Source organism: Cruoricaptor ignavus (assembly GCF_900141665.1).
In the GTDB taxonomy this organism is placed as follows: domain Bacteria; phylum Bacteroidota; class Bacteroidia; order Flavobacteriales; family Weeksellaceae; genus Cruoricaptor; species Cruoricaptor ignavus.
Map to the genome: position 1 here is coordinate 13,805 of NZ_FQYI01000001.1, position 19,728 is coordinate 33,532.

Consider the following 19,728-nt stretch of genomic DNA (forward strand, 5'->3'; position numbering starts at 1 on the left):
AATTCTCCGCATTCAAGGAAACATCTTTCCGCAAAGTGTTGGAGAGCCTGCTGGTTGCCGAGGATGGCTCGCTTCGCCCTTGGAGTGAGTTCAAGAAGGAAGCCTGGAAGGTAAGCGGCGACTACAACCACCGCTGGCTTGAAACCGAATACCACCAGACCGTAGCCAATGCCAACGCTGCGAGAATGTGGAAAGATTTCGGGCGGAATACAGACCTGTACCCCAATGTAAAATTTATGAGTGTGCGGGATGGCAGGGTTCGCCCGGAACACCGCGCCCTGGATGGTACCGTGCGGCCCTACAACGATCCGTTCTGGGATACCCACCTGCCACCGCTGGACTGGGGATGCCGCTGCACCGTGGTACAGACCGACGAAGAGCCTACCGAGGTGAAAGGCGGCGTGCAGATGAAGATTGAATTTGAGAACAATCCTGCAGTGAGCGGAAGGATTTTCTCAGGAAGTGGCTATCTCACAATGGGCGGCCTTACTCCCGAACTAATCGAGAAACTTACCAGGGAAAGCATCAGCTTCGCCCAAAGAATGTTTAAAAAGGTTGTTAACGATGGCACAAGAATTATAACCAGCGTTATTCTTAAACTGCCTCGAAAATCTCAATTTTTTGGCTTAGGAAAAAATCTGTATCAGCACATTCTCGTTGATATCACTAAAGATGATTATTTGGAAATCCTAAAGGTTGGAAGAGAATTAACGAAAATTCATAAAAGGGTCGAACTTATGCCTGTAATTAATATGGGAGACAAAGTGGGCCGGCAGTTATTATTTCCAAAATTATTATCTGAAACATCAAATCCTGATTTAAACGGAGATGGAACTTATTATGATTTAAAAAGGCCAAGGTCAATTAAGAATGTACTTCATAATGCGAATAAAGCTTCTGCACAGGGAGCCATAGCAATAATTTCTACACACCACTTGGATAAGAAAATTACCGAGAAAATATTACAGAATAGAGCAAATGATATACTTAGTGAAAAAAATAGGAAATATTACCGGTTCGATTCGGTATTTTTTTACCACAATGGCAGGCTCCTAAAATTCAATAAGGAATGATAAAAATCATTCCTTAAGGGTGTGGCGACCGCGCAGGTCTCCTTTCAACCAGTTAATTCTGGTACTGCAAAGGTAAGAATTTTTATTCTAATATTCCAAATTTTATAGAAAAAAATCATTTTCCCCCTCCGTAGCACCCGCTTTGCTTGATGATGGCGGATACTGTGGAAGGAGAAAGTGGCGGAAACTGCCGTGCCGTCTCCTCCAGCAGCGCGGAAATCTTCCACTTGCAAGCGCGTACCTATGCAGGACATGTTCTCCCAGTGGAACAAAGTGTATGTGCATTCTATTTGTTATCTTTGGAAAAACTTACGGATGTCCTTCGGCAAAGACCTTTTGCGAAAAATCAAAGAAGCGGAACTTTACGGCGAGGATGCGCACAGTATTTTCTCGCCGCCTTCACGCCCGATTTTGTCGTACGAAGAAATCCTGAAGAATAATCCAAAATTTGCGGCGGTGAACATCCTGCTTTACCTGAAGGACAACCGCTGGCATTTTCCGCTGATGGTTCGCGCGAAAAACGATAAGGACAGGCACAGCGGACAAATTTCCCTGCCCGGTGGAAAAAGGGAGGATGGCGATGAAAATTTTGCGGCTACGGCAAAGCGCGAAACTTCCGAAGAAATGGGCATAGACGAGCATTTCGTGCGTATCATTCGGGAAATTTCGCCCATCTACATTCCGCCGAGCAACTTCTATGCTTACGCCTTCGTTTCGTACACCGGCAAAAATCCGCGGTTCAATCTGCAGGAAGCTGAAGCCGTGGAGCTGATAGAATTCCCCGTAGAATCGCTGGTTTCGCTAGACGATGAGCCTGAAATAATGGCCTTCGCAGGAAGCCGCGGAATGGAAGTGCCGGTCATCAATTTCAACGGCTACATCATTTGGGGTGCCACCGCTATGATTCTCAGCGAGTTCAGCCAGTTGCTCAAAAATTTGTAGATTTGTCTGCATTTTTCGAAATGGCGAAGACTAAGAAAAAAACGATTTTCCGCGATGCTTTCGGCACGCCTTACATCCTGAAAAGGCTGGTGATTTTCGTAATGGGGGTAATCTCTTACCGAAGGTTCAACGGCTTTAACAGGCTGAAAATCAGCGGCACGGAAAACATTGCAGAACTGCCGAAATCCAATGTGCTGCTGGTTTCCAACCATCAGACTTATTTTGCCGATGTGATGGCGATGTACCATGTGATTTTCGCGACAAACAACGGCTACCTGAACACGATAAAAAACCCAATCTACCTGCTGAACCCGAAGGTTGATATTTATTATGTAGCCGCCGAAGAAACGATGAGCAAAGGCATTGCCAAGCTTTTCAAACTTGCCGGGGCGGTAACCGTGAAACGCACCTGGAGGGCCGGCGGAAAGGATGTAAACCGCATCGTGGATATGGGTGAAGTGGACAATATTTTGCGGGCGCTGGATAATGGCTGGGTCGTCACTTTTCCGCAGGGAACAACCGCCGCCTTTGCGCAGGGCAGAAAGGGAACGGCAAAACTCATCAAGCAGCAGAGGCCGATTGTAATTCCGGTGAAAATCAATGGTTTCCGAAGGGCATTTGACAAGAAAGGACTTAGGCTGAAAGTAACAGGCGTAGAACCAACGATGGAATTTAAAAAGCCGCTGGAAATAGATTACGAGAACGAAACTTCCCAGCAGATTCTGGATAAAATTATGTTTGCAATTGAGCAGACGAGCGATTTCAACAAGCTGCATAATTACGAAGAGCAGCTGAAACAGCGCAAACTTGCCGAAGCTGAAAAGCAGTAATTTTTACCGAAATTTTATTTGCTGAATTTAAAAAAATCATCAAAATTTTTACGAATAATTGAAAACGCATTTTATTGCAATTGGTGGAAGTGCGATGCACAATTTGGCAATAGCGCTGAAGGACAAGGGCTACGAAGTTTCAGGTTCTGATGATGCTATTTTTGAGCCATCGCTTTCCCGATTGAAAAACAAAGGCTTGCTGCCCGAAGAAAACGGCTGGTTTCCCGAAAAAATCACGGCGGATATTGATGCGGTAATTCTCGGGATGCACGCCCACGCTGATAATCCAGAACTGGCAAGGGCAAAGGAATTAGGCCTGAAAATCTACTCTTACCCAGAATTTCTCTACGAGCAAAGCAAGGATAAAACGCGGGTGGTAATTGCCGGTTCTCACGGGAAAACCACGATTACATCGATGATTTTGCATGCCCTGAATTTTCACCAAAAAGATGTGGATTATATGGTGGGCGCTCAGCTGGAAGGCTTCGATTGTATGGTGAAAATTTCTGACGGCACAGATTTTATGATTCTGGAAGGCGATGAATACCTTTCTTCCACGCTGGATCTTCGCCCGAAATTTATGCTGTACAAGCCGAACATTGCGCTAATTTCCGGCATTGCCTGGGACCATATTAATGTGTTCAAAACCTTTGATGATTATGTGCAGCAGTTCCGAAATTTCGTGGAAACCATTACGCCAGGCGGTGTTTTGGTGTACAATGAAGAAGATGAGGAAGTGCGAAAGGTGGTAGAATCGGCGGACAATTATTTCCGTGCGATGCCGTACAGAACGCCGGCATACGAAATTCGTGACGGCAGGGTGTACCTGAAAACCGAATTCGGCGAAGTGCCAGTTTCCGTGTTTGGTGCGCATAACCTGCTCAATATGGAAGGCGCAAGGTTAATCTGCAACCAGCTTGGCATTCAGGATGAGGAATTTTATGAGGCAATAATGAATTTCAAAGGCGCTTCCAAAAGATTGGAGAAAATCGAAAGAGCCGATGCAGCCACGGTTTACAAAGATTTCGCCCACGCACCTTCCAAGGTGAAGGCCACGGTGAAAGCCTTTTGCGAACAGTTTGCAGGTCAGAAAACCTATGGCTTTCTGGAGCTTCACACCTACTCTTCGCTCAACCCTGTTTTCCTGGAGCAATACGCCGGAACAATGGATGGGCTTTCCGAAGCGGTAGTTTTCTATTCCGAAGAAGCATTGAAAATCAAAAGATTAGAGCCGATTTCTGCGGACTTCATCCGTGAGAAATTCCAAAGGGAAGATTTGTTGGTCTTCACAGATGCTCAGCAGCTCCACGCCTATTGGGATTTGCTCGATAAACAAAGCGGTGCCTTCCTGATGATGAGCTCGGGAGACTTTGGAGGCATAAGCCTTCAGAACTGATAACTGTCCTATTTTTGGATTGAAGTAAATCCTTAACTTTGAGGAAATTAAAAAACTTATACTATGGAGGGATATTCGAGCATTGAGGAAGCAGCGGCACTGGTACAGAGCGGGCAGAGAATCTTTGGCCACGGCAGTGCCTGCACGCCCAATATCTTTTACTCCGCGCTGGCAAAACGCGCCCGGGAGCTAGAGAATGTAGAGCTGGTAAGCATCACGCAGCAGGGCCCGGTAGAAATCGCCAACCCCGAGTACGCAGGCAGCTTCCACATCCGCTCACTCTTCACTTCGGAGCCTGTACGCAAGGCGGTGAATGGGGAGAATGGAGATTATGTGCCGATTTTCCTCAGCGGTATCCCGCATCTCTTCCGCAATGGCATCCTGCCCCTTGATGTCGCAGTAGTTACGGTATCCCCACCCGACGAGCACGGATACTGCACACTGGGTACCTCTATCGATTGTGCTCAGACTGCAGTTCACACCGCCAAAACCGCCATTGCCATCGTAAACCCAAATATGCCCCGTACCTATGGCGACAGCGCCGTGCACAAAAGCCGCTTCGCCAAAATGGTGTGGCACGATGCACCCCTGATCACGCTGGATTACGGAGCAAAAGTTACAGATGTGGAGCGAAAAATAGGGCAGAATGTAGCAGAAATTATTGACGATAAAGCGACCCTGCAAATGGGCATCGGCACCATCCCGGATGCAGTCCTGAAATCGCTAAGCAACCACAAAGGCCTGGGCATCCACACCGAAATGCTCAGCGACGGTGTTATTGACCTTATTGAGAAAGGCGTAGTTACCAATGCCCACAAAGGTTTTAACAATTATAAGACCGTAACCAGCTTCAGCTTTGGCACAAAAAAGCTTTACGATTTCCTTCACAACAACCCTATCGTAAGTTTTTACAATGTGGAGCTTGTAAATTCCCCCGCGATGATTTTAAGAAACAAACGGATGCACGCCATCAATTCCGCGGTGGAAGTAGACCTCACCGGCCAGGTGTGCGCAGATTCTATCGGCACCTACCAGTTCTCCGGTATCGGTGGGCAGATGGACTTTATGACTGGCGCAGCCTACTCTGAAGGTGGCAAACCTATCATCGCCATCAGCTCCCGTACCAACAAAGGCATCCCGAGAATTGTCCCCGTGCTGAACCCGGGGGCAGGCGTGGTAACTACCCGCGGGCATGTGCACTATGTGGTGACGGAATACGGAACAGTGAATCTCTTCGGCAAAGGGCTGAAGGAGCGTGCCAAGGCCCTTATCAGCATCGCCCACCCGGACGATCGGGAGGCGCTTACCAAAGCCGCTTACGAGAGATTTAAAGTTTCAAATCTTTGAAGAAATGAGAAAAATAGCAGTACTTCTGCCGATATTTATCGGCAGTTTTTTTGCCAAGGCACAATATGCTAAAATCAATGCCTTGCTGGATAAGATTGAGGCAAGGCAGGGCATCAATCAGGACCTCAGCAAAATTTCTCTGGAGGGGAAACGCTTTGTAATGATTGAAAAAAATACGGAGCAAAGCATTCGCAACTTCCTTTCCATCAACGGCGCCGTGGCAAATTACATCCGGGTGAGCGAGGATACTACAGGGAAAACCACATCGCAAATCTACACCGGTGATGTAGTGCGGACGGAAGATAATTTTCTTTCATTCCGGTTTGACAGGCTGGAGAATGAAAGAATCCCCCTGCCCGTTACCAAAACCTTGCTCCTTAAAAGCGAGAACAACATTCTGTACCTCAGCGATGTTAACACCCGTGAACGGTGGATAGACGAAACAATGCTTCGCCGCAGATAAGCCTACCGCTTACCGCTAACTGCCAAAGCGATTAATGCGCTTCCAGCCAGTTCTTCCCTACGCCCACTTCCACAAGCAGCGGCACCTGGGTTTCCACGGCGCTTTCCATTTCAGATTTTATCAGTCGCGTAGCCACATCCACTTCATCATTTGGCGACTCGAAAATTAGTTCATCGTGCACCTGCAGCAGCATTTTCGTGGTTAATGAATGTTCCGCAAGTTGGCGGTCAATATTTATCATCGCAATCTTGATGATGTCCGCAGCGCTTCCCTGTATCGGTGCATTCACGGCATTTCGTTCGGCGTGGCCCTTCACCACGAAATTATTCGAGTTGATGTCCTTCAGGTGCCGCCTTCTGCCGAGAATTGTTTCCACAAAGCCTAGTTCGCGCGCTTTCCTCACCTGCTCTGCCATCCATTCTTTCAGCCTTGGATAATTGCGGTAATACTCATCTATCATCTGCTTGGCTTCGGTGCGGGAAAGCCCGGTTTGCTCGGCAAGTCCGAACGCACCCTGTCCGTAAACGATGCCGAAGTTCACCGTTTTTGCCTGGCTTCTCTGCAGCTTCGTAACCTCCTCAATCGGCACGCCGAAAAGTTTGGAAGCCGTGGAAGCGTGGATATCCTGCCCTTCCTGAAACGCACGGATCATATTGGTTTCATCGGAAATTTCCGCGATGAGCCGCAATTCAATCTGGGAATAATCGGCGGAAATAATCTGACTGCCTTCGCCCGCCACAAAGGCACCGCGGATTTGCTGTCCGCGCAAGGTTCGTATCGGTATGTTCTGCAGATTGGGGTTCACGGAAGCCAGCCTGCCAGTTGCCGCCGTCGTTTGTGAAAAATTCGTGTGCACCCTGCCGTCATCCGCATCAATCTGCGTAGGCAGCACATCCACATAGGTAGATTTTAGTTTCTGGTAAGTGCGGAATTCTAGAATAAGCGGGATGATGTCGTGCTTTGCCGAGAGCTTTTGCAGCACATCTTCGGAAGTCTGGTACTGCCCAGTTTTCGTCTTTTTAGCCTTTGGATCCAGTTGCAGTTTTTCGAAGAGAATCTCGCCCAATTGCTTTGGCGAGTTCACATTAAAATCCGTTTCGGCGAGTTCAAAAATTTTCTGCTCCAGATTTTGCAGGTCGCTCTGCAGATCTTCGCTTTCCTGCTTCAGCCAGTTTTCGTCGAGCAGCACGCCCTCCAGCTCCATTTTTGCAAGCACCTCCATCAGTGGCATTTCCACTTCGCAGAAAAGTTTCAGCAGATTTTCCTTCTCCAGCTGCGGTGCGAATACCTCGTAAAGTTGGTAGGTAACATCCGCATCTTCCGCGGCGTATTCCGTAGCTTCTTTCAGTGGCACTTCGCGGAAACTGAGCTGCTTTTTCCCTTTGCCGATGAGGGTTTCAATGGAAACGGGTTTGTAATTTAGGTAAATTTCCGAGAGGTAATCCAGCCCGTGCCTTCCATCGGGATTCAGCAGGTAGTGCGCAATCATCGTGTCGAACAGCAGACCTTTGAATTCCATGCCGTACAGCCTTAGGATTTTATAATCAAACTTCAGGTTGTGCGCTATTTTCATCACCGTTTCCTTTTCAAAAAACGGCTTAAAAATGTTTAGAATCTCCAGCGCTTCTTCCCTATTTTCTGGCAGCGGTACATAGTATGCCAGGCCTTTTTTGTAAGAAAAACTAAGCCCTACCAATTCCGCTTCCATCTCGTTCAGCGAGGTAGTTTCCGTGTCGAATGCCACGGCTTTGTGCTGCATCAGGTTCTGCACCAGCAGCTTCATTCCGGTTTCAGTATCGATGAACTGGTAAAGGTGCTTGCTTTCTGCTATGGTGCTTTTCGCGGAAGCTGGCCGCTCCTGCTGTTCATAGTTGGCGAACAAATCCAGTTGCACGCTGCCATCTTTCGCTTCTGCCTTTTCGTATCGGGAAATCCTGTTAGGGTCGGTATTTACCGATGTTTCCGCGGATGCTTCCGGCGCAAAGGCACGGTACATATTCTCGTAAAGCCTGCGAAATTCCAGCTCATCAAATACTTCCTTAACTTTCTGAAAATCAGGCGTTTCCAGATTGTACTGCTCCTCTTCAAAATCAATGGGAACATCGCAGATGATGGTTGCCAGCTTTTTGGAGAGGATGCCCTGCTCTTTGCAGGCCTCCACCTTCTCGCGCAGCTTTCCCTTGATTTCGTGCGTGTTTTCCAGCAGATTTTCAATGCTGCCGTATTCCTTCAGGAATTTCTTCGCCGTCTTCTCTCCCACCCCATCCAGTCCGGGAATGTTGTCCACGCTGTCTCCCATCATTGCCAGGAAGTCTATGACTTGCTTTGGGTGCTCAATCTCGTATTTCGCCTTGATTTCTTCCACGCCCAGTATTTCCACTTCGCTGCCTTTCAGCCCGGGCTTGTAGATTTTGATATTCTCCGTCACCAGCTGCCCGAAGTCCTTATCCGGCGTTACCATAAAGATTTTATAGCCTTCTTTTTCGGCTTTGTTGGCAATGGTGGCAATTACATCATCGGCCTCGTAACCTTCCACGCCCAGCACAGGGATGCCCATAGCATCCAGGATTTTGTGGATGTACGGCACGGCGTTCAGGATGGCCTCGGGCGTTTCCGCTCTGTTCGCTTTATATTCGGCGAAATCGTTTGTGCGTACATTGGTTTTCCCCACATCGAAGACTACGGCAAGGTGCGTAGGCTTTTCGCGGCGGATGAGCTCAATCAGCGAGTTGGTAAAGCCGAAGATTGCCGAAGTATCGAAGCCTGCGGAAGTCAGCCTCGGATTTCTAATCAGCGCATAATACCCGCGGAAAATCATCGCGTAGGCATCTATCAGGAAAAGGCGTTTGTCGGGGGCGTTCAACTTTTATATTCGTTTGAAATTTTTTATAAAATTAGCTATTTTGGATGATTAGGTAAACCTGATTTGGAAATTCACAATTATATATCTGCCATTGGCATTGAAAGTGCCAGTCCAAATGGTGCCTATTTTATAGGAATAAAATTGTGGGTTAAGCATCAAAACCGCACGGGTTCACTTCTGCAAGGCGTTCCAATGAAGCAGGAAAGCGCGTGATTCCTTCTGCAAATGCGCCCAAAACTATTTCCGCCATTACATTGCAGTTGTTTCCGTAATATTTGGAGCTGGCTTTGGAGCACCTTCAATATCTGCGGCTCCGTAAATCTTGACTTAATAATTGCATCGTAAATTTAAACAATTATTTTCTGTAATCTTCCCCAAAAACAGGATCATTTAAAAATATAGTTTTTAAATTTGCAAGACTATGAAAAACCAGCATCTACCAATGCTTTCTATAAATAGTTTGTAAAAGGGCTTAGTTTATGAAAATATTAACTGTTATTGTTACATACAACGCAACAAGGTTTGATTGGATAGAAAAATGCTTAAAATCAGTAAAAAAATCTACCTATAATACCGATATTTATGTCATTGATAACGCATCAAACGATAATACAATCGATTATATTAAAACTAATTTTCCAGAAATAACTTTAGTTCAATCAGATGTTAATTTAGGATTTGGAAAAGCAAATAATAAAGGAATTGAATATGCCATTAAAAACAACTACGACTATATATTGCTATTAAATCAGGACGCTCAAATTGAGGTAGAAACGATTAGTACATTAGTTTCATGTGCTATTAAAAATCCACTATTTGGCATATTAAGTCCATTACACTTAGATGGAAATGGGAAAAATATTGACGGAGAATTTTTAAGAGAAATAAGTCCCAAACACTGTCCATCTTTATTTTCAGATTCTTTGTTAAATAAAATAAAAGAAAGCCCTTATGAGGCTGAATTTATTTGTGCAGCATGTTGGCTTTTGTCTAAGGAATGCATTGAGAAGGTTGGGGGCTTTAGTCCCACATTTTTTCATTATGGCGAAGATAACAATTATATCCAGCGTCTATATTTTAAAGGTCTAAAAGCAGGAGTAGTCCCGCACACTAAAATATATCATGATAGACAGAGACCACAAAATTGGGAATATGGACAAAAACAATTTATTTCTAAGAGAAACTATTTGATTAATTTATCAAACCCAAATAGGCCAATCTCTATTAAAAATGCTTTAAAGCATCTGAAAACAAGTCTAATTAAATCTTATGTAAAAGGTGACAGGTCAAAAAGATTACAAATAATTGAGGAAATAAAATACTTTAAAAAAGAAGGTCACAAAATTGAAGAAAATCTAAAAAAATCTATCCAGGATAAATCTTTTGCTTTTTTAGAAATTTAAGAAATATATAACCAGGGAATCAAACTCCAAAAACCAATAGAAATATATAAATCAGCAGCATAAAATTCAATTAAGAAACCCTTAAAAGTGGTCTAGTGAAGTGAGGGTATTTCACGTTGCCGCTTTGTCCTCTTCACATTGACAAGGCGAAAACAAAAAATTAGTCTTAAATATCTTTCATTTTTTCAATTTCTTTATATTTAATATGGCAGTTACCATAATAAGTAAATTAGATGATAAAATCAAAAGAAATGAAGTTACACTTATATGTTTATCCAAAAAAGATATTATTGATACTATTTCTAAACATAATGTAAATACCAATAATACATAAAAAAAATATTTTTTGATAATAAATAAGTTACTCATAAAATCTTGTTTATATAATCTGCTTCAAGAGATGATAACATAGCCTTAAACTCTCCTTCATCATATTTTAGTTTTAAACCCGTTTCCTTATTTATTAAAGCGAAGTTTTCCTCATATTTACGTTTAATACTTTGTTCGTCCAAAACTACTTTATTAGTAGAAGAGTTGATTGTTTTTAATGATAAACCTTTCATTTGATCTTTAGCATTAATAAAACCTTGTAAAATCTCAGGCTTATTTAAATTATTTACTTCAGTTTCAAAAGTTGTAACTTCTCTTTCATTGTCATTACATGAAATTACTGTCATCGTCAATAATACTGTACTTAAAACTTTCTTCAAAACATTAAAACTTATTAATTTAATTATTGAACAAAAATAAAAAAAACGCACAATCTGACCGGCTTTTGTAGGTGTGGTGACCACAAAAATGAAGGTAAAACAGCAGCAATTCCAAAATACACTACCTTTACAGAATGATTCCCGAACTGAAATTGCGCACGGTAACAGTGCAGCGCTACATACTGCCGCTGAGAGAGGGCGGCAGCCTGCCTGCCCTTGCCGAAGCCGATGATGACTTTAAATATGTGGTAAAATTTCGCGGCGCAGGGCACGGCACTAAAATGCTCGTCTCCGAATTGCTCGGAGGGAAAATAGCGCAGGCTTTAGGGCTGAACATTCCGGAACTGGTTTTTGCTAAGCTGGATGAGGATTTCGGGCGAACGGAAGCCGATGAAGAAATTCAGGATTTGCTGAAGTTTTCCGAAGGCCTGAACCTTGCGATGCACTACCTGAGCGGTGCGTTGGCCTACGATGCCTCCGTGCAGTTGGAGCCGCTGCTTGCTTCCAAAATCGTGTGGCTGGATGCGTTCATCACGAATATCGACCGCACCTTTAAGAATACCAACCTGCTGTGGTGGCACAAAGAGCTGTGGATCATTGACAACGGCGCATCCTTCTACTTCCACCACAACTGGCAGAATTTCGATGAGGCGGCGAAAAACCCGTTCAAATATGTGAAGGACCATATCCTTCTGCCGCAAGCTAAGAACTTGGATGATGCAGATGATTTTGCGAAATCTATACTAAACGAGGCTGTTTTCCGTGAAATCGTAAATTTACTTCCAGACGATTTTCTGCAATGGCAGGATGCAGAGGAAACACCGGAGCAGATTCGTGAAGTGTATTTTAACTTTTTGGTGAATCGGCTAAGGCATTCACAGATTTTTGTTAAAGAAGCAGAAAATGCACGCGGATAAACTGTATGAATACGCCGTAATTCGTCTCGTGCCAAAACCTGAACGGGAAGAGTTTTTTAATATCGGCGTCGTGATGTTCAGCAAGAAAGAAAAATTCATTCGGGTGGAAACAAAAATTTGCCCGAAGAAATTCGCGCTTTTCTGCCCTGAATTAGAATTGAAAGAAATTGAAAGAAGTTTAGATTATTTTAAGAAAATCGCAAACGGCGACAATTTTGCATCGCCATTGTCCCACTTAGAAATACCAGAGCGCTTCCGCTGGCTTACCGCGGTGCGCAGCGCCATTATTCAAACCTCGCGTCCTCATCCAGGAAAATCAGCAGATTTGAATAAAACTTTTGAGCGGCTGTTTGCAGAGGCGGTTTTATGAATTCGGATGATCTCAAAAACTCATCATTCCACTTTCTCCAGCTTTGCGAACTTTAGTATCAGGTTTTTTTCGCCTTCATTTTGGAAGAGTACGCGCGCTTTGATGTTTTCAGGATCTGTACCATCCAGGAATTTTACTTCCCCGATGCCAAATCTGTCGTGCCGCACTTTGTCGCCCACCTCAATATTGTCGCTCGATTTGCCGCTCGGGTTGATGATTTTCGCCGAAGCTACCGGCGTTAATTTAGGTGAAATTTTTTCCGCTTGATGTGGCGGCGTATCTGTAGCGCGAATTTTCCTTTTTGGCTGAATTTTGTTGAAACTTCGCGGCATACTTGGCGTGTCATCGAAAATGCTTGACCTTAGCCCTGAATGATTCACGAAGCGGCTTTCTACAGCTGGATTAATGAATTCCAGATATTCCGCATCCACTTCGCTCAGGAAGCGGCTCGGCTCAGCATCGGTGATTTTCCCCCATTGGAAACGCTGCACTGCATAGGTGAAGAAAGCCTGTTTTTCCGCCCTTGTGAGCGCTACATAAAATAGCCGCCGCTCTTCTTCCAGCTCTTCCCTAGTGCTGCTGCTCATAAAGCTCGGGAAGAGATTTTCTTCCAGACCAACCATATGAACCACCGGGAATTCCAGGCCTTTGGAAAGGTGGATGGTCATCAGCGAAACCTTATCGCCGCCGTCATCCTTATTGTCTTGATCTGTGGAAAGCGCGATGTTTTCCAGGAAGCCGGATAGCGATGCATCGCCGTCTTCCAGCTGCTGCTGCTCTTCGATGAAGCCCTGCATAGAGTTCATAAGTTCCTGCACATTTTCCACGCGGGAAATGCCTTCTGGTGTCTGGTCGTCCTTCAGGAATTTGATGAGGCCGCTGCGTTTCGCCACTTCCATCGCCACGGTGTACACATTCTCGGTTTTCAGCATCGCCTGGAATGCCTTTATCATCGCCCAGAAATCTGCAAGTTTCGTAATTGCCGCATTGTTTAAGGCTAAATGCTGCGAGTAGAAGCCGATATTATCCAGAACCTTCGCCACGGAAATATCTTGAGAATCTGCAAAGGCGATGAGCTTGTTCTGCGTGGTTTCGCCTATTCCACGGGCAGGATAGTTGATAATTCTGAGCAGGGCTTCCGTATCATTTTCATTCACCAAAAGCCGTAGGTACGCCAGCAGATCTTTCACCTCCTTCCTTTGGTAAAAGCTAAGCCCGCCGAAAACGCGATACGGAATGTTGCGCCTTCTCAGGGCATCTTCAAAGGCGCGCGTCTGAGAATTGGTGCGGTAGAGGATTGCGAAATCGCTGAAATGCCGCTGTTGAGAATTGTGCAGATCCCAGATGTTCGTAGCTACAAACCCCGCCTCATCGGCATCGGAAAGAGCGCGGTAAACCTTGATTTTCTCGCCGGGCTCATTCTCGGAAAACACATTTTTCTTGAACTGAGATTTATTTTTGGCGATGACTACATTGGCCGCATTTACGATGTTCTGCGTGGAGCGGTAGTTCTGTTCCAGCGAGACAATGGCAGCATCCGGATAGTCCTTCTTGAAATTCAGTATGTTGTAGATATTCGCGCCGCGGAAAGAATATATGGACTGTGCATCATCCCCCACCACGCAAATGTTTTCAAACTTCGAAGCCAGCGCCTTCACAATCAGGTATTGGGAATGGTTCGTATCCTGATACTCATCCACCAGAATATAGCGGAACCTGTCCTGATACTTCGCCAGAACTTCCGGAAATCTTGTAAGTAGCTCGTTGGTTTTCAGCAATAAATCATCGAAATCCATAGCGCCGTTCCGAAAGCACTGCTCCACATAGCGGCGGTAAATTTCGCCCGTGAATTTCATATTCGCCCTCTCATCAGCCTCCATCAGCTCAGGATTTTCGAAATAAGCCTTCACCGTGATGAGGTTGTTCTTGTAATTGGAAATGCGCGACATCACCTTTTTCGGCTTATAGAGGTCGCCGTCGATGTTCATTTCCTTGATAACTTTCTTCAGCACATTGAGCGAATCCTGCGTATCATAAATCGTGAAATTCGCTGGGAAGCCCAAGTAATGCGCTTCGCTGCGGAGGATGCGTGCGAAAACCGAGTGGAAAGTCCCCATCCAGATGCTCTTCGCATTGCTTGTGCCCACCACTTTTGCTATGCGGTCCTTCATTTCGCGGGCTGCTTTATTGGTAAAGGTCAGCGCCAGAATGTTGAACGGGTCCACACCGTTCGTGATGAGGTGCGCGATGCGCATCGTGAGCACGCGCGTTTTCCCGGAGCCTGCGCCTGCAAGCACCATCAGCGGTCCTTCGGTGGTAGTTACCGCTTCGTACTGTGGCTCGTTCAATCCCTTCAGATAGTCTTCCAAACCAGGAATAGTTTAATTTGCAAAAATAAGGAAAATTTGAGGCGTCGAGCGCAATTGCTATTCTTATGGTCTAAATTTTTATTTTTGTAAACCTGAAACCAAATTTATGTTAGAGCAGATAGACGCATTGCTGCTGGAGGTGGCGAAGTTCAGCCCGGAATCCAAAGAAGCCCTGGAGAATTTCCGCGTTAAATTCAGTGGGAAAAAGGGCATCCTGAACGATCTTTTTGCCAAATTCAAAGAAGTGCCGAACGAGCAGAAAAAAGAATTCGGGCAGAAAATCAATGCGCTGAAACAGGCTGTAAATGAGCGCATTGAAAATTTTAAAACTGAAAATTCTTCCGCAAAAACGGAGGCGAAAGAAGACCTGACGAGGCCAGGCTTCCCGATGGAAATGGGCAGCCGCCATCCAATCAGCCTGGTGAAAAACCGCATCATTGAAATCTTCAAGTCCATAGGTTTTGCAGTGGCTGACGGACCGGAAATTGAGGACGACTGGCACAACTTCACCGCGCTGAACCTTCCGGAATATCATCCGGCAAGAGATATGCAGGATACCTTCTTCATCGAGCAAAATCCCGATGTGCTGCTGCGCACACACACTTCATCCGTACAGGTGCGCTATATGGAATCGCACGAGCCACCCATCCGCATTTTGTCGCCGGGAAGAGTGTTCCGAAACGAAGCCATTTCATCGCGGTCGCACTGTATTTTCCATCAGATTGAAGGGCTCTACATCGATCAAAATGTAAGCTTTGCAGATTTGAAACAAACGCTGCAGTTCTTTACTACGGAACTTTTCGGCAAATCGAAAATTCGGCTGAGACCGTCGTATTTTCCGTTCACCGAGCCAAGCGCAGAGGTGGATGTTTACTGGGGCCTGAACTCTGAGACCGATTACAGAATCACGAAAGGCACAGGCTGGCTGGAAATTATGGGCTGTGGAATGGTGGACCCTGCCGTTCTGAAAAATGTGAATATCAACCCGGATGAATTTTCCGGCTACGCCTTTGGTATGGGCATAGAGCGCATCGTGATGCTGCTGTATCAAATTGGCGACATCAGGATGTTTTTTGAAAATGACCTGAGGATGCTAAGGCAATTCCGGAGCGTATGAGCAAATCTTAAAAATGCATAAAAAAAGCCTCTTTATTAGGCTTTCGTTATTTGGTAAAATATAGCGGATATTTCACATTGGAGAAACTCTCGATATCTGCCCGTATGGATCCCACCACGAGGTCGGCCTTGATGGCTAGCGGTATGTGGTTGGCATCGTTGCTTACCCACATTATCACGCTTTCTTTGGATTTAAAAACCTGCCCGCTCTTTACCACCGGTAAAATTTTTAGAGCGCTGATGCTGCCGAAACGGGTTTTCAGGTTCTCAACCGCTGCTACTTTCAGCTGGAAGGGGAACATCTCGTCATCGATCCAGACATTTACATTATGAACAGATCCTACGGTCAGCTGGGAGGCGGGCAAGCCCCTAAGATAATAGAATGCAGAGAGCATATCCTGCATACCGGCAGGAAACTTGATAGCCCTATCCGGATTGGCGGGATTTTTTTTATCCTTTAAAATAAGCGTATTGCTTTGGTGGTTAAATGCCGCGGTAAGGTGCTGAGTATAGCCGCCCTCGCGTACATTCCGTACATAATAGCTGGGCAGCCCAGTATTCTGGTTGATGTAGCTTTCGTAATAATCTTCCACTTTGAAAAGACCTTTTACCGCGCCAGTAGTTTTCCCCACACCCCTTACATAAAGGTGGGGCTGTCCCTGGTAGCGCACTGCCTGCGTGGTAAGCGTAGCGGTGCCTGCATTAATAGGCCCGTAATGAACACGAAAATGGAGCCTTTCATTAGTGCTCACATTACTGGGCTGAGCATTGGCGGCAAGAAATAAAAACAGAGAGAAAAAATAAATGATTCGTTTCATAGTGGCGACATTTGCAAAATTTCTGCCAAACCTAAATTTCCTTTTTGGGTCGGGCAACTTTACACTTTTTTCTCTGAGCCTTAATTTTTGTAATTTTGTAAATTAAAAGGAAAATTTAATGATTGAAACGGATTTGCTGATTATCGGCGCTGGGCCTACTGGGCTTTTCGCCGTTTTTGAAGCAGGGCTTCTCAAGATAAAATGCCACATCATCGATGCGCTGCCGCAGCCTGGCGGGCAGCTCGCCGAGCTCTATCCTAAAAAACCGATTTTCGATATTCCCGGTTATCCGTCGGTTGGTGCCGGTGAATTGGTGGATAATCTGATGGGGCAGATTAAGCAGTTTCAGCCCGGTTTCACACTTGCTGAAACGGCGGAGACTTTAACCAAAATTGACGATGAGTGGTTTGAGGTGGTGACGAACAAAGGCACCGTGCACCGTGCGAAAGCCGTGGCAATTGCCGGCGGTTTGGGAACCTTCGAGCCGAGAAAGCCTGTCCTGGAAAATCTTGCAGATTACGAAGATAAAGGCGTGGAATATTTCGTGAAAGACCCGGAGCATTTCCGAAACAAGCGCGTTGTGATTGCAGGTGGTGGAGATTCTGCGCTGGACTGGAGCATTTTCCTTGCCGATGTGGCTTCAGAAGTTACGCTGGTGCACCGCAGAAACGAATTCCGCGGCGCTCTCGATTCTGTGGATAAAGTGCAGGCGCTGAGAAACCAGGGAAAAATCAACCTGATAACGCCGGCGGAAATCGTGGCGCTGAAAGGCGACGGAAAGCTGGAAGCCGTGACGATAGAGCGGGAAGGTGAGCGTACCGATGTGGAAACGGATTTCTTCGTGCCGCTTTTCGGGCTTACGCCAAAGCTCGGCGAAATCGCGAACTGGGGGCTGGAAATCGATAAAAATTCCATCGTGGTGAATAATGCGCTGGATTATCAGACGAACATCGAAGGCGTTTACGCTATCGGCGATATCAACACATATCCTGGCAAGCTGAAGCTGATTCTTTGCGGTTTTCACGAAGCCACGCTGATGTGCCAAAGCGTTTACCAAAGGCTGAATCCCGGCAAGAAATATGTGCTGAAATACACCACGGTAAGCGGTGTGGACGGCTTTGACGGCTCAAGAAAGGAGGCCGAAAAAGCGGTGGTGAAGAAGATAGACTGATTTTTTATAAATGATAATTGATGAGTGATTTTGACCGTGAAAATTTTAAGGAAAGATGTTGCAACGATTCTTCCTTCGCTAATCAATTATCACTGATTTAGATATGGAAATTAACCTGAAAATAACTGACCGAAACGGCGTGCTGCACGAGGTGGCGGCGCCCACAGATATGTCGATGAACCTGATGGAAGTTGTGCGCGCTCACGAGCTTGCGGAAGAAGGCACCATAGGTGTTTGTGGCGGTATGGCGATGTGTGCATCCTGCCAGATTTATGTGCTGGAAGGCGCGGAAAAACTGCAGCCGATGGAAGCCGATGAGGATGCGATGCTCGCCGAGGCCTTTCATACGCAAGACAATTCCAGGCTGGGCTGCCAGATTCCAATCACGGAAGAGTTGGAAGGCTTGTCAGTGGAATTGGCGCCGTATCCTTGATTTTAAAGTCAAGATGTAAGAGCCAGGAATAAAGATAAAAGGTTGCCGTTTCAGCAACCTTCCTCTTTACTTTTCCGGAATATTTTTCAAAATATCCTGAAGGAAATCCCAGAATTTCTGTACGGATTTCACGCTTGCCTTTTCGTCCGGGGAGTGTGCGCCGCGGATTGTAGGCCCGAAGCTTACCATTTCCATTTCAGGGTAGTGGGCACCGATGATGCCGCATTCCAAACCTGCATGGCAAGCCACTACGGAAGGTTTTGCGCCGAATTTTTCTTGGTAAATTTTTTCCATCACCTGCACAATTTCTGAGCCGGGCTTTGGTTTCCAGCCTGGATAGGAGCCACCGAATTCCACGCTCATTCCCGCCAGTTCAAATACAGATTTGAGCTGTTCTGCCACCGCAATTTTGGTGGATTCCACGGAAGAGCGCGACAAGCAAAGCACCTTGAAATTGCCGTCTTTCAGTTCTACCCGAGCAATATTGTTGGAAGTTTCCACAAGGCCTTCCACATCGGGCGACATACGGTAAACGCCGTTGTGTGCGGCTTTTAGCGCAAGGATGATTTTTCGGGAATCTTCGTCAGATACTGCGTTTCCTGAAATGCCGCCTTTTTCGATTTTTATCTCCAAATCCTTTTCCAGCGATGCAAATTCATCCAGGATTTCGGATTTTAATTTTTCAGCCTTTGCCAAAAAATCATCGGCAGTTTTCACGGAAATTTCCGCCACAGCCTCTCTGGGAATGGCGTTTCTCAAACCGCCGCCATCAATGCTGATGAGTTTTAAACCACTATCAAGGCCTGCATAAAGCAGCCTGCCCAAAATCACATTGGCATTGCCAAGCCCTTTGATGATATCCATTCCGGAATGCCCGCCCTGCAAGCCTTTCACGGAAATTTTCACGCCATCAACCGAGGTTTGCACCGTCTCAAATTTTGTAGTGGCGGTCACATCCACACCGCCTGCACAGCCAATATCAATCTCGTCATCTTCCTCAGTATCAAGGTTTAACAGAATTTCGCCCTTCAGCGTTCCAGGCTTCAGGTTGAGAGCGCCGGTCATTCCAGTTTCTTCATCAATCGTGAAAAGCGCTTCCAGTTCAGGATGCGCCAATTCGCTGCTTTCCAGAACTGCCATCATCGATGCTACGCCAATTCCGTTGTCAGCACCAAGCGTGGTGCCCTTCGCCCAAACCCATTCACCGTCGGTCTCCATCTGAATGCCCTGAGTATCAAAATCAAAATCAACATCCGCATTTTTTTGGCACACCATATCAAGATGCGACTGCAGCACGGTGGGTTTGCGATTTTCCATACCGGAAGATGCAGGTTTCCGGATGATTACATTCCCAACCTCATCCACTGTTGTAGGCAATCCGAGATTTTCGCCGAATTTCCGGATGAATTCTATTACTCTTTCCTCTTTTTTAGAAGGCCGCGGAACTTCGTTCAGTGCCGCGAAGTTTTTCCAAATGGCCTGTGGCTCAAGATGTTTTACTTCCATA

17 protein-coding genes are annotated in these 19,728 nt (G+C 45.8%); 12 read left to right on the forward strand and 5 right to left on the reverse strand.

The genetic code is table 11. The features are described 5' to 3' along the window. The first annotated feature begins 35 nt into the window (after positions 1 to 35). The 6 genes from BUB43_RS00085 (at position 36) to BUB43_RS00115 (ending at position 6,051) form a co-directional block, all read left to right on the forward strand. A complete protein-coding gene (locus BUB43_RS00085) occupies positions 36 to 1,073 on the forward strand; it encodes a phage head morphogenesis protein (protein ID WP_073177123.1) in 1,038 nt (345 codons plus the stop codon). Positions 1,074 to 1,388: 315 nt separating this feature from the next. Then, entirely contained in the window at positions 1,389 to 2,015 is a 627-nt protein-coding gene (locus BUB43_RS00095) for an NUDIX hydrolase (protein WP_073177138.1), read from the forward strand. A 20-nt stretch (positions 2,016 to 2,035) separates the two neighbouring features. After that, entirely contained in the window at positions 2,036 to 2,845 is an 810-nt protein-coding gene (locus tag BUB43_RS00100) for a lysophospholipid acyltransferase family protein (protein ID WP_073177942.1), read from the forward strand. A 58-nt stretch (positions 2,846 to 2,903) separates the two neighbouring features. Further along, positions 2,904 to 4,241, forward strand: coding sequence for a UDP-N-acetylmuramate--L-alanine ligase (locus BUB43_RS00105; protein WP_073177141.1), 1,338 nt, complete (start codon positions 2,904 to 2,906; stop codon positions 4,239 to 4,241). A 63-nt stretch (positions 4,242 to 4,304) separates the two neighbouring features. Further along, a complete protein-coding gene (locus BUB43_RS00110) occupies positions 4,305 to 5,588 on the forward strand; it encodes an acetyl-CoA hydrolase/transferase family protein (protein WP_073177144.1) in 1,284 nt (427 codons plus the stop codon). A gap of 4 nt (positions 5,589 to 5,592) precedes the next feature. Next, positions 5,593 to 6,051 carry a hypothetical protein gene (locus tag BUB43_RS00115; protein WP_073177151.1) on the forward strand — a complete coding sequence of 153 codons (459 nt, stop codon included), beginning with the start codon at positions 5,593 to 5,595 and terminating at the stop codon, positions 6,049 to 6,051. 31 nt (positions 6,052 to 6,082) lie between these two features. Here the strand turns inward: BUB43_RS00115 and polA are convergent, their stop codons facing one another. Continuing rightward, positions 6,083 to 8,869: a DNA polymerase I gene (polA, locus tag BUB43_RS00120; protein WP_395858356.1), complete on the reverse strand. Its 2,787-nt coding sequence runs from the start codon at positions 8,867 to 8,869 to the stop codon at positions 6,083 to 6,085. 524 nt (positions 8,870 to 9,393) lie between these two features. Between polA and BUB43_RS00125 the strand changes: the two genes are divergently transcribed. Beyond that, positions 9,394 to 10,317 (forward strand): glycosyltransferase family 2 protein, encoded by a 924-nt coding sequence (locus BUB43_RS00125; RefSeq protein WP_073177156.1) that lies wholly within the window; start codon positions 9,394 to 9,396, stop codon positions 10,315 to 10,317. 365 nt (positions 10,318 to 10,682) lie between these two features. Here BUB43_RS00125 and BUB43_RS00130 read toward each other — a convergent pair whose 3' ends face one another. Further along, positions 10,683 to 11,027 (reverse strand): hypothetical protein, encoded by a 345-nt coding sequence (locus BUB43_RS00130; protein ID WP_143153998.1) that lies wholly within the window; start codon positions 11,025 to 11,027, stop codon positions 10,683 to 10,685. A 134-nt stretch (positions 11,028 to 11,161) separates the two neighbouring features. Between BUB43_RS00130 and BUB43_RS00135 the strand changes: the two genes are divergently transcribed. After that, positions 11,162 to 11,944 (forward strand): HipA family kinase, encoded by a 783-nt coding sequence (locus tag BUB43_RS00135; protein WP_073177160.1) that lies wholly within the window; start codon positions 11,162 to 11,164, stop codon positions 11,942 to 11,944. Beyond that, positions 11,931 to 12,314: a DUF3037 domain-containing protein gene (locus BUB43_RS00140; RefSeq protein WP_073177162.1), complete on the forward strand. Its 384-nt coding sequence runs from the start codon at positions 11,931 to 11,933 to the stop codon at positions 12,312 to 12,314. The genes BUB43_RS00135 and BUB43_RS00140 overlap by 14 nt, the downstream gene beginning before the upstream one ends. Positions 12,315 to 12,337: 23 nt before the next feature. On the opposite strand, the gene BUB43_RS00145 is transcribed toward BUB43_RS00140, so the two are convergent. Next, positions 12,338 to 14,683 carry an ATP-dependent helicase gene (locus BUB43_RS00145; protein WP_073177164.1) on the reverse strand — a complete coding sequence of 782 codons (2,346 nt, stop codon included), beginning with the start codon at positions 14,681 to 14,683 and terminating at the stop codon, positions 12,338 to 12,340. 106 nt (positions 14,684 to 14,789) lie between these two features. On the opposite strand from BUB43_RS00145, the gene pheS reads away from it, so the two are divergent. Then, positions 14,790 to 15,800, forward strand: coding sequence for a phenylalanine--tRNA ligase subunit alpha (gene pheS, locus BUB43_RS00150; RefSeq protein WP_073177166.1), 1,011 nt, complete (start codon positions 14,790 to 14,792; stop codon positions 15,798 to 15,800). A 46-nt stretch (positions 15,801 to 15,846) separates the two neighbouring features. Here pheS and BUB43_RS00155 read toward each other — a convergent pair whose 3' ends face one another. Then, the gene (locus BUB43_RS00155; protein ID WP_073177167.1) at positions 15,847 to 16,617 is read right to left on the reverse strand and encodes a DUF3108 domain-containing protein; all 771 of its coding nucleotides are present in this window, start codon (positions 16,615 to 16,617) and stop codon (positions 15,847 to 15,849) included. Between the two features lie 118 nt (positions 16,618 to 16,735). On the opposite strand from BUB43_RS00155, the gene BUB43_RS00160 reads away from it, so the two are divergent. Then, on the forward strand, positions 16,736 to 17,788 hold the full coding sequence (locus BUB43_RS00160; RefSeq protein WP_073177170.1) for an NAD(P)/FAD-dependent oxidoreductase: 1,053 nt from the start codon (positions 16,736 to 16,738) through the stop codon (positions 17,786 to 17,788). 103 nt (positions 17,789 to 17,891) lie between these two features. Next, on the forward strand, positions 17,892 to 18,221 hold the full coding sequence (locus BUB43_RS00165) for a 2Fe-2S iron-sulfur cluster-binding protein (protein WP_073177172.1): 330 nt from the start codon (positions 17,892 to 17,894) through the stop codon (positions 18,219 to 18,221). 66 nt (positions 18,222 to 18,287) lie between these two features. On the opposite strand, the gene BUB43_RS00170 is transcribed toward BUB43_RS00165, so the two are convergent. Continuing rightward, positions 18,288 to 19,727 (reverse strand): aminoacyl-histidine dipeptidase, encoded by a 1,440-nt coding sequence (locus tag BUB43_RS00170; protein WP_073177174.1) that lies wholly within the window; start codon positions 19,725 to 19,727, stop codon positions 18,288 to 18,290. Position 19,728 lies beyond the last annotated feature (1 nt).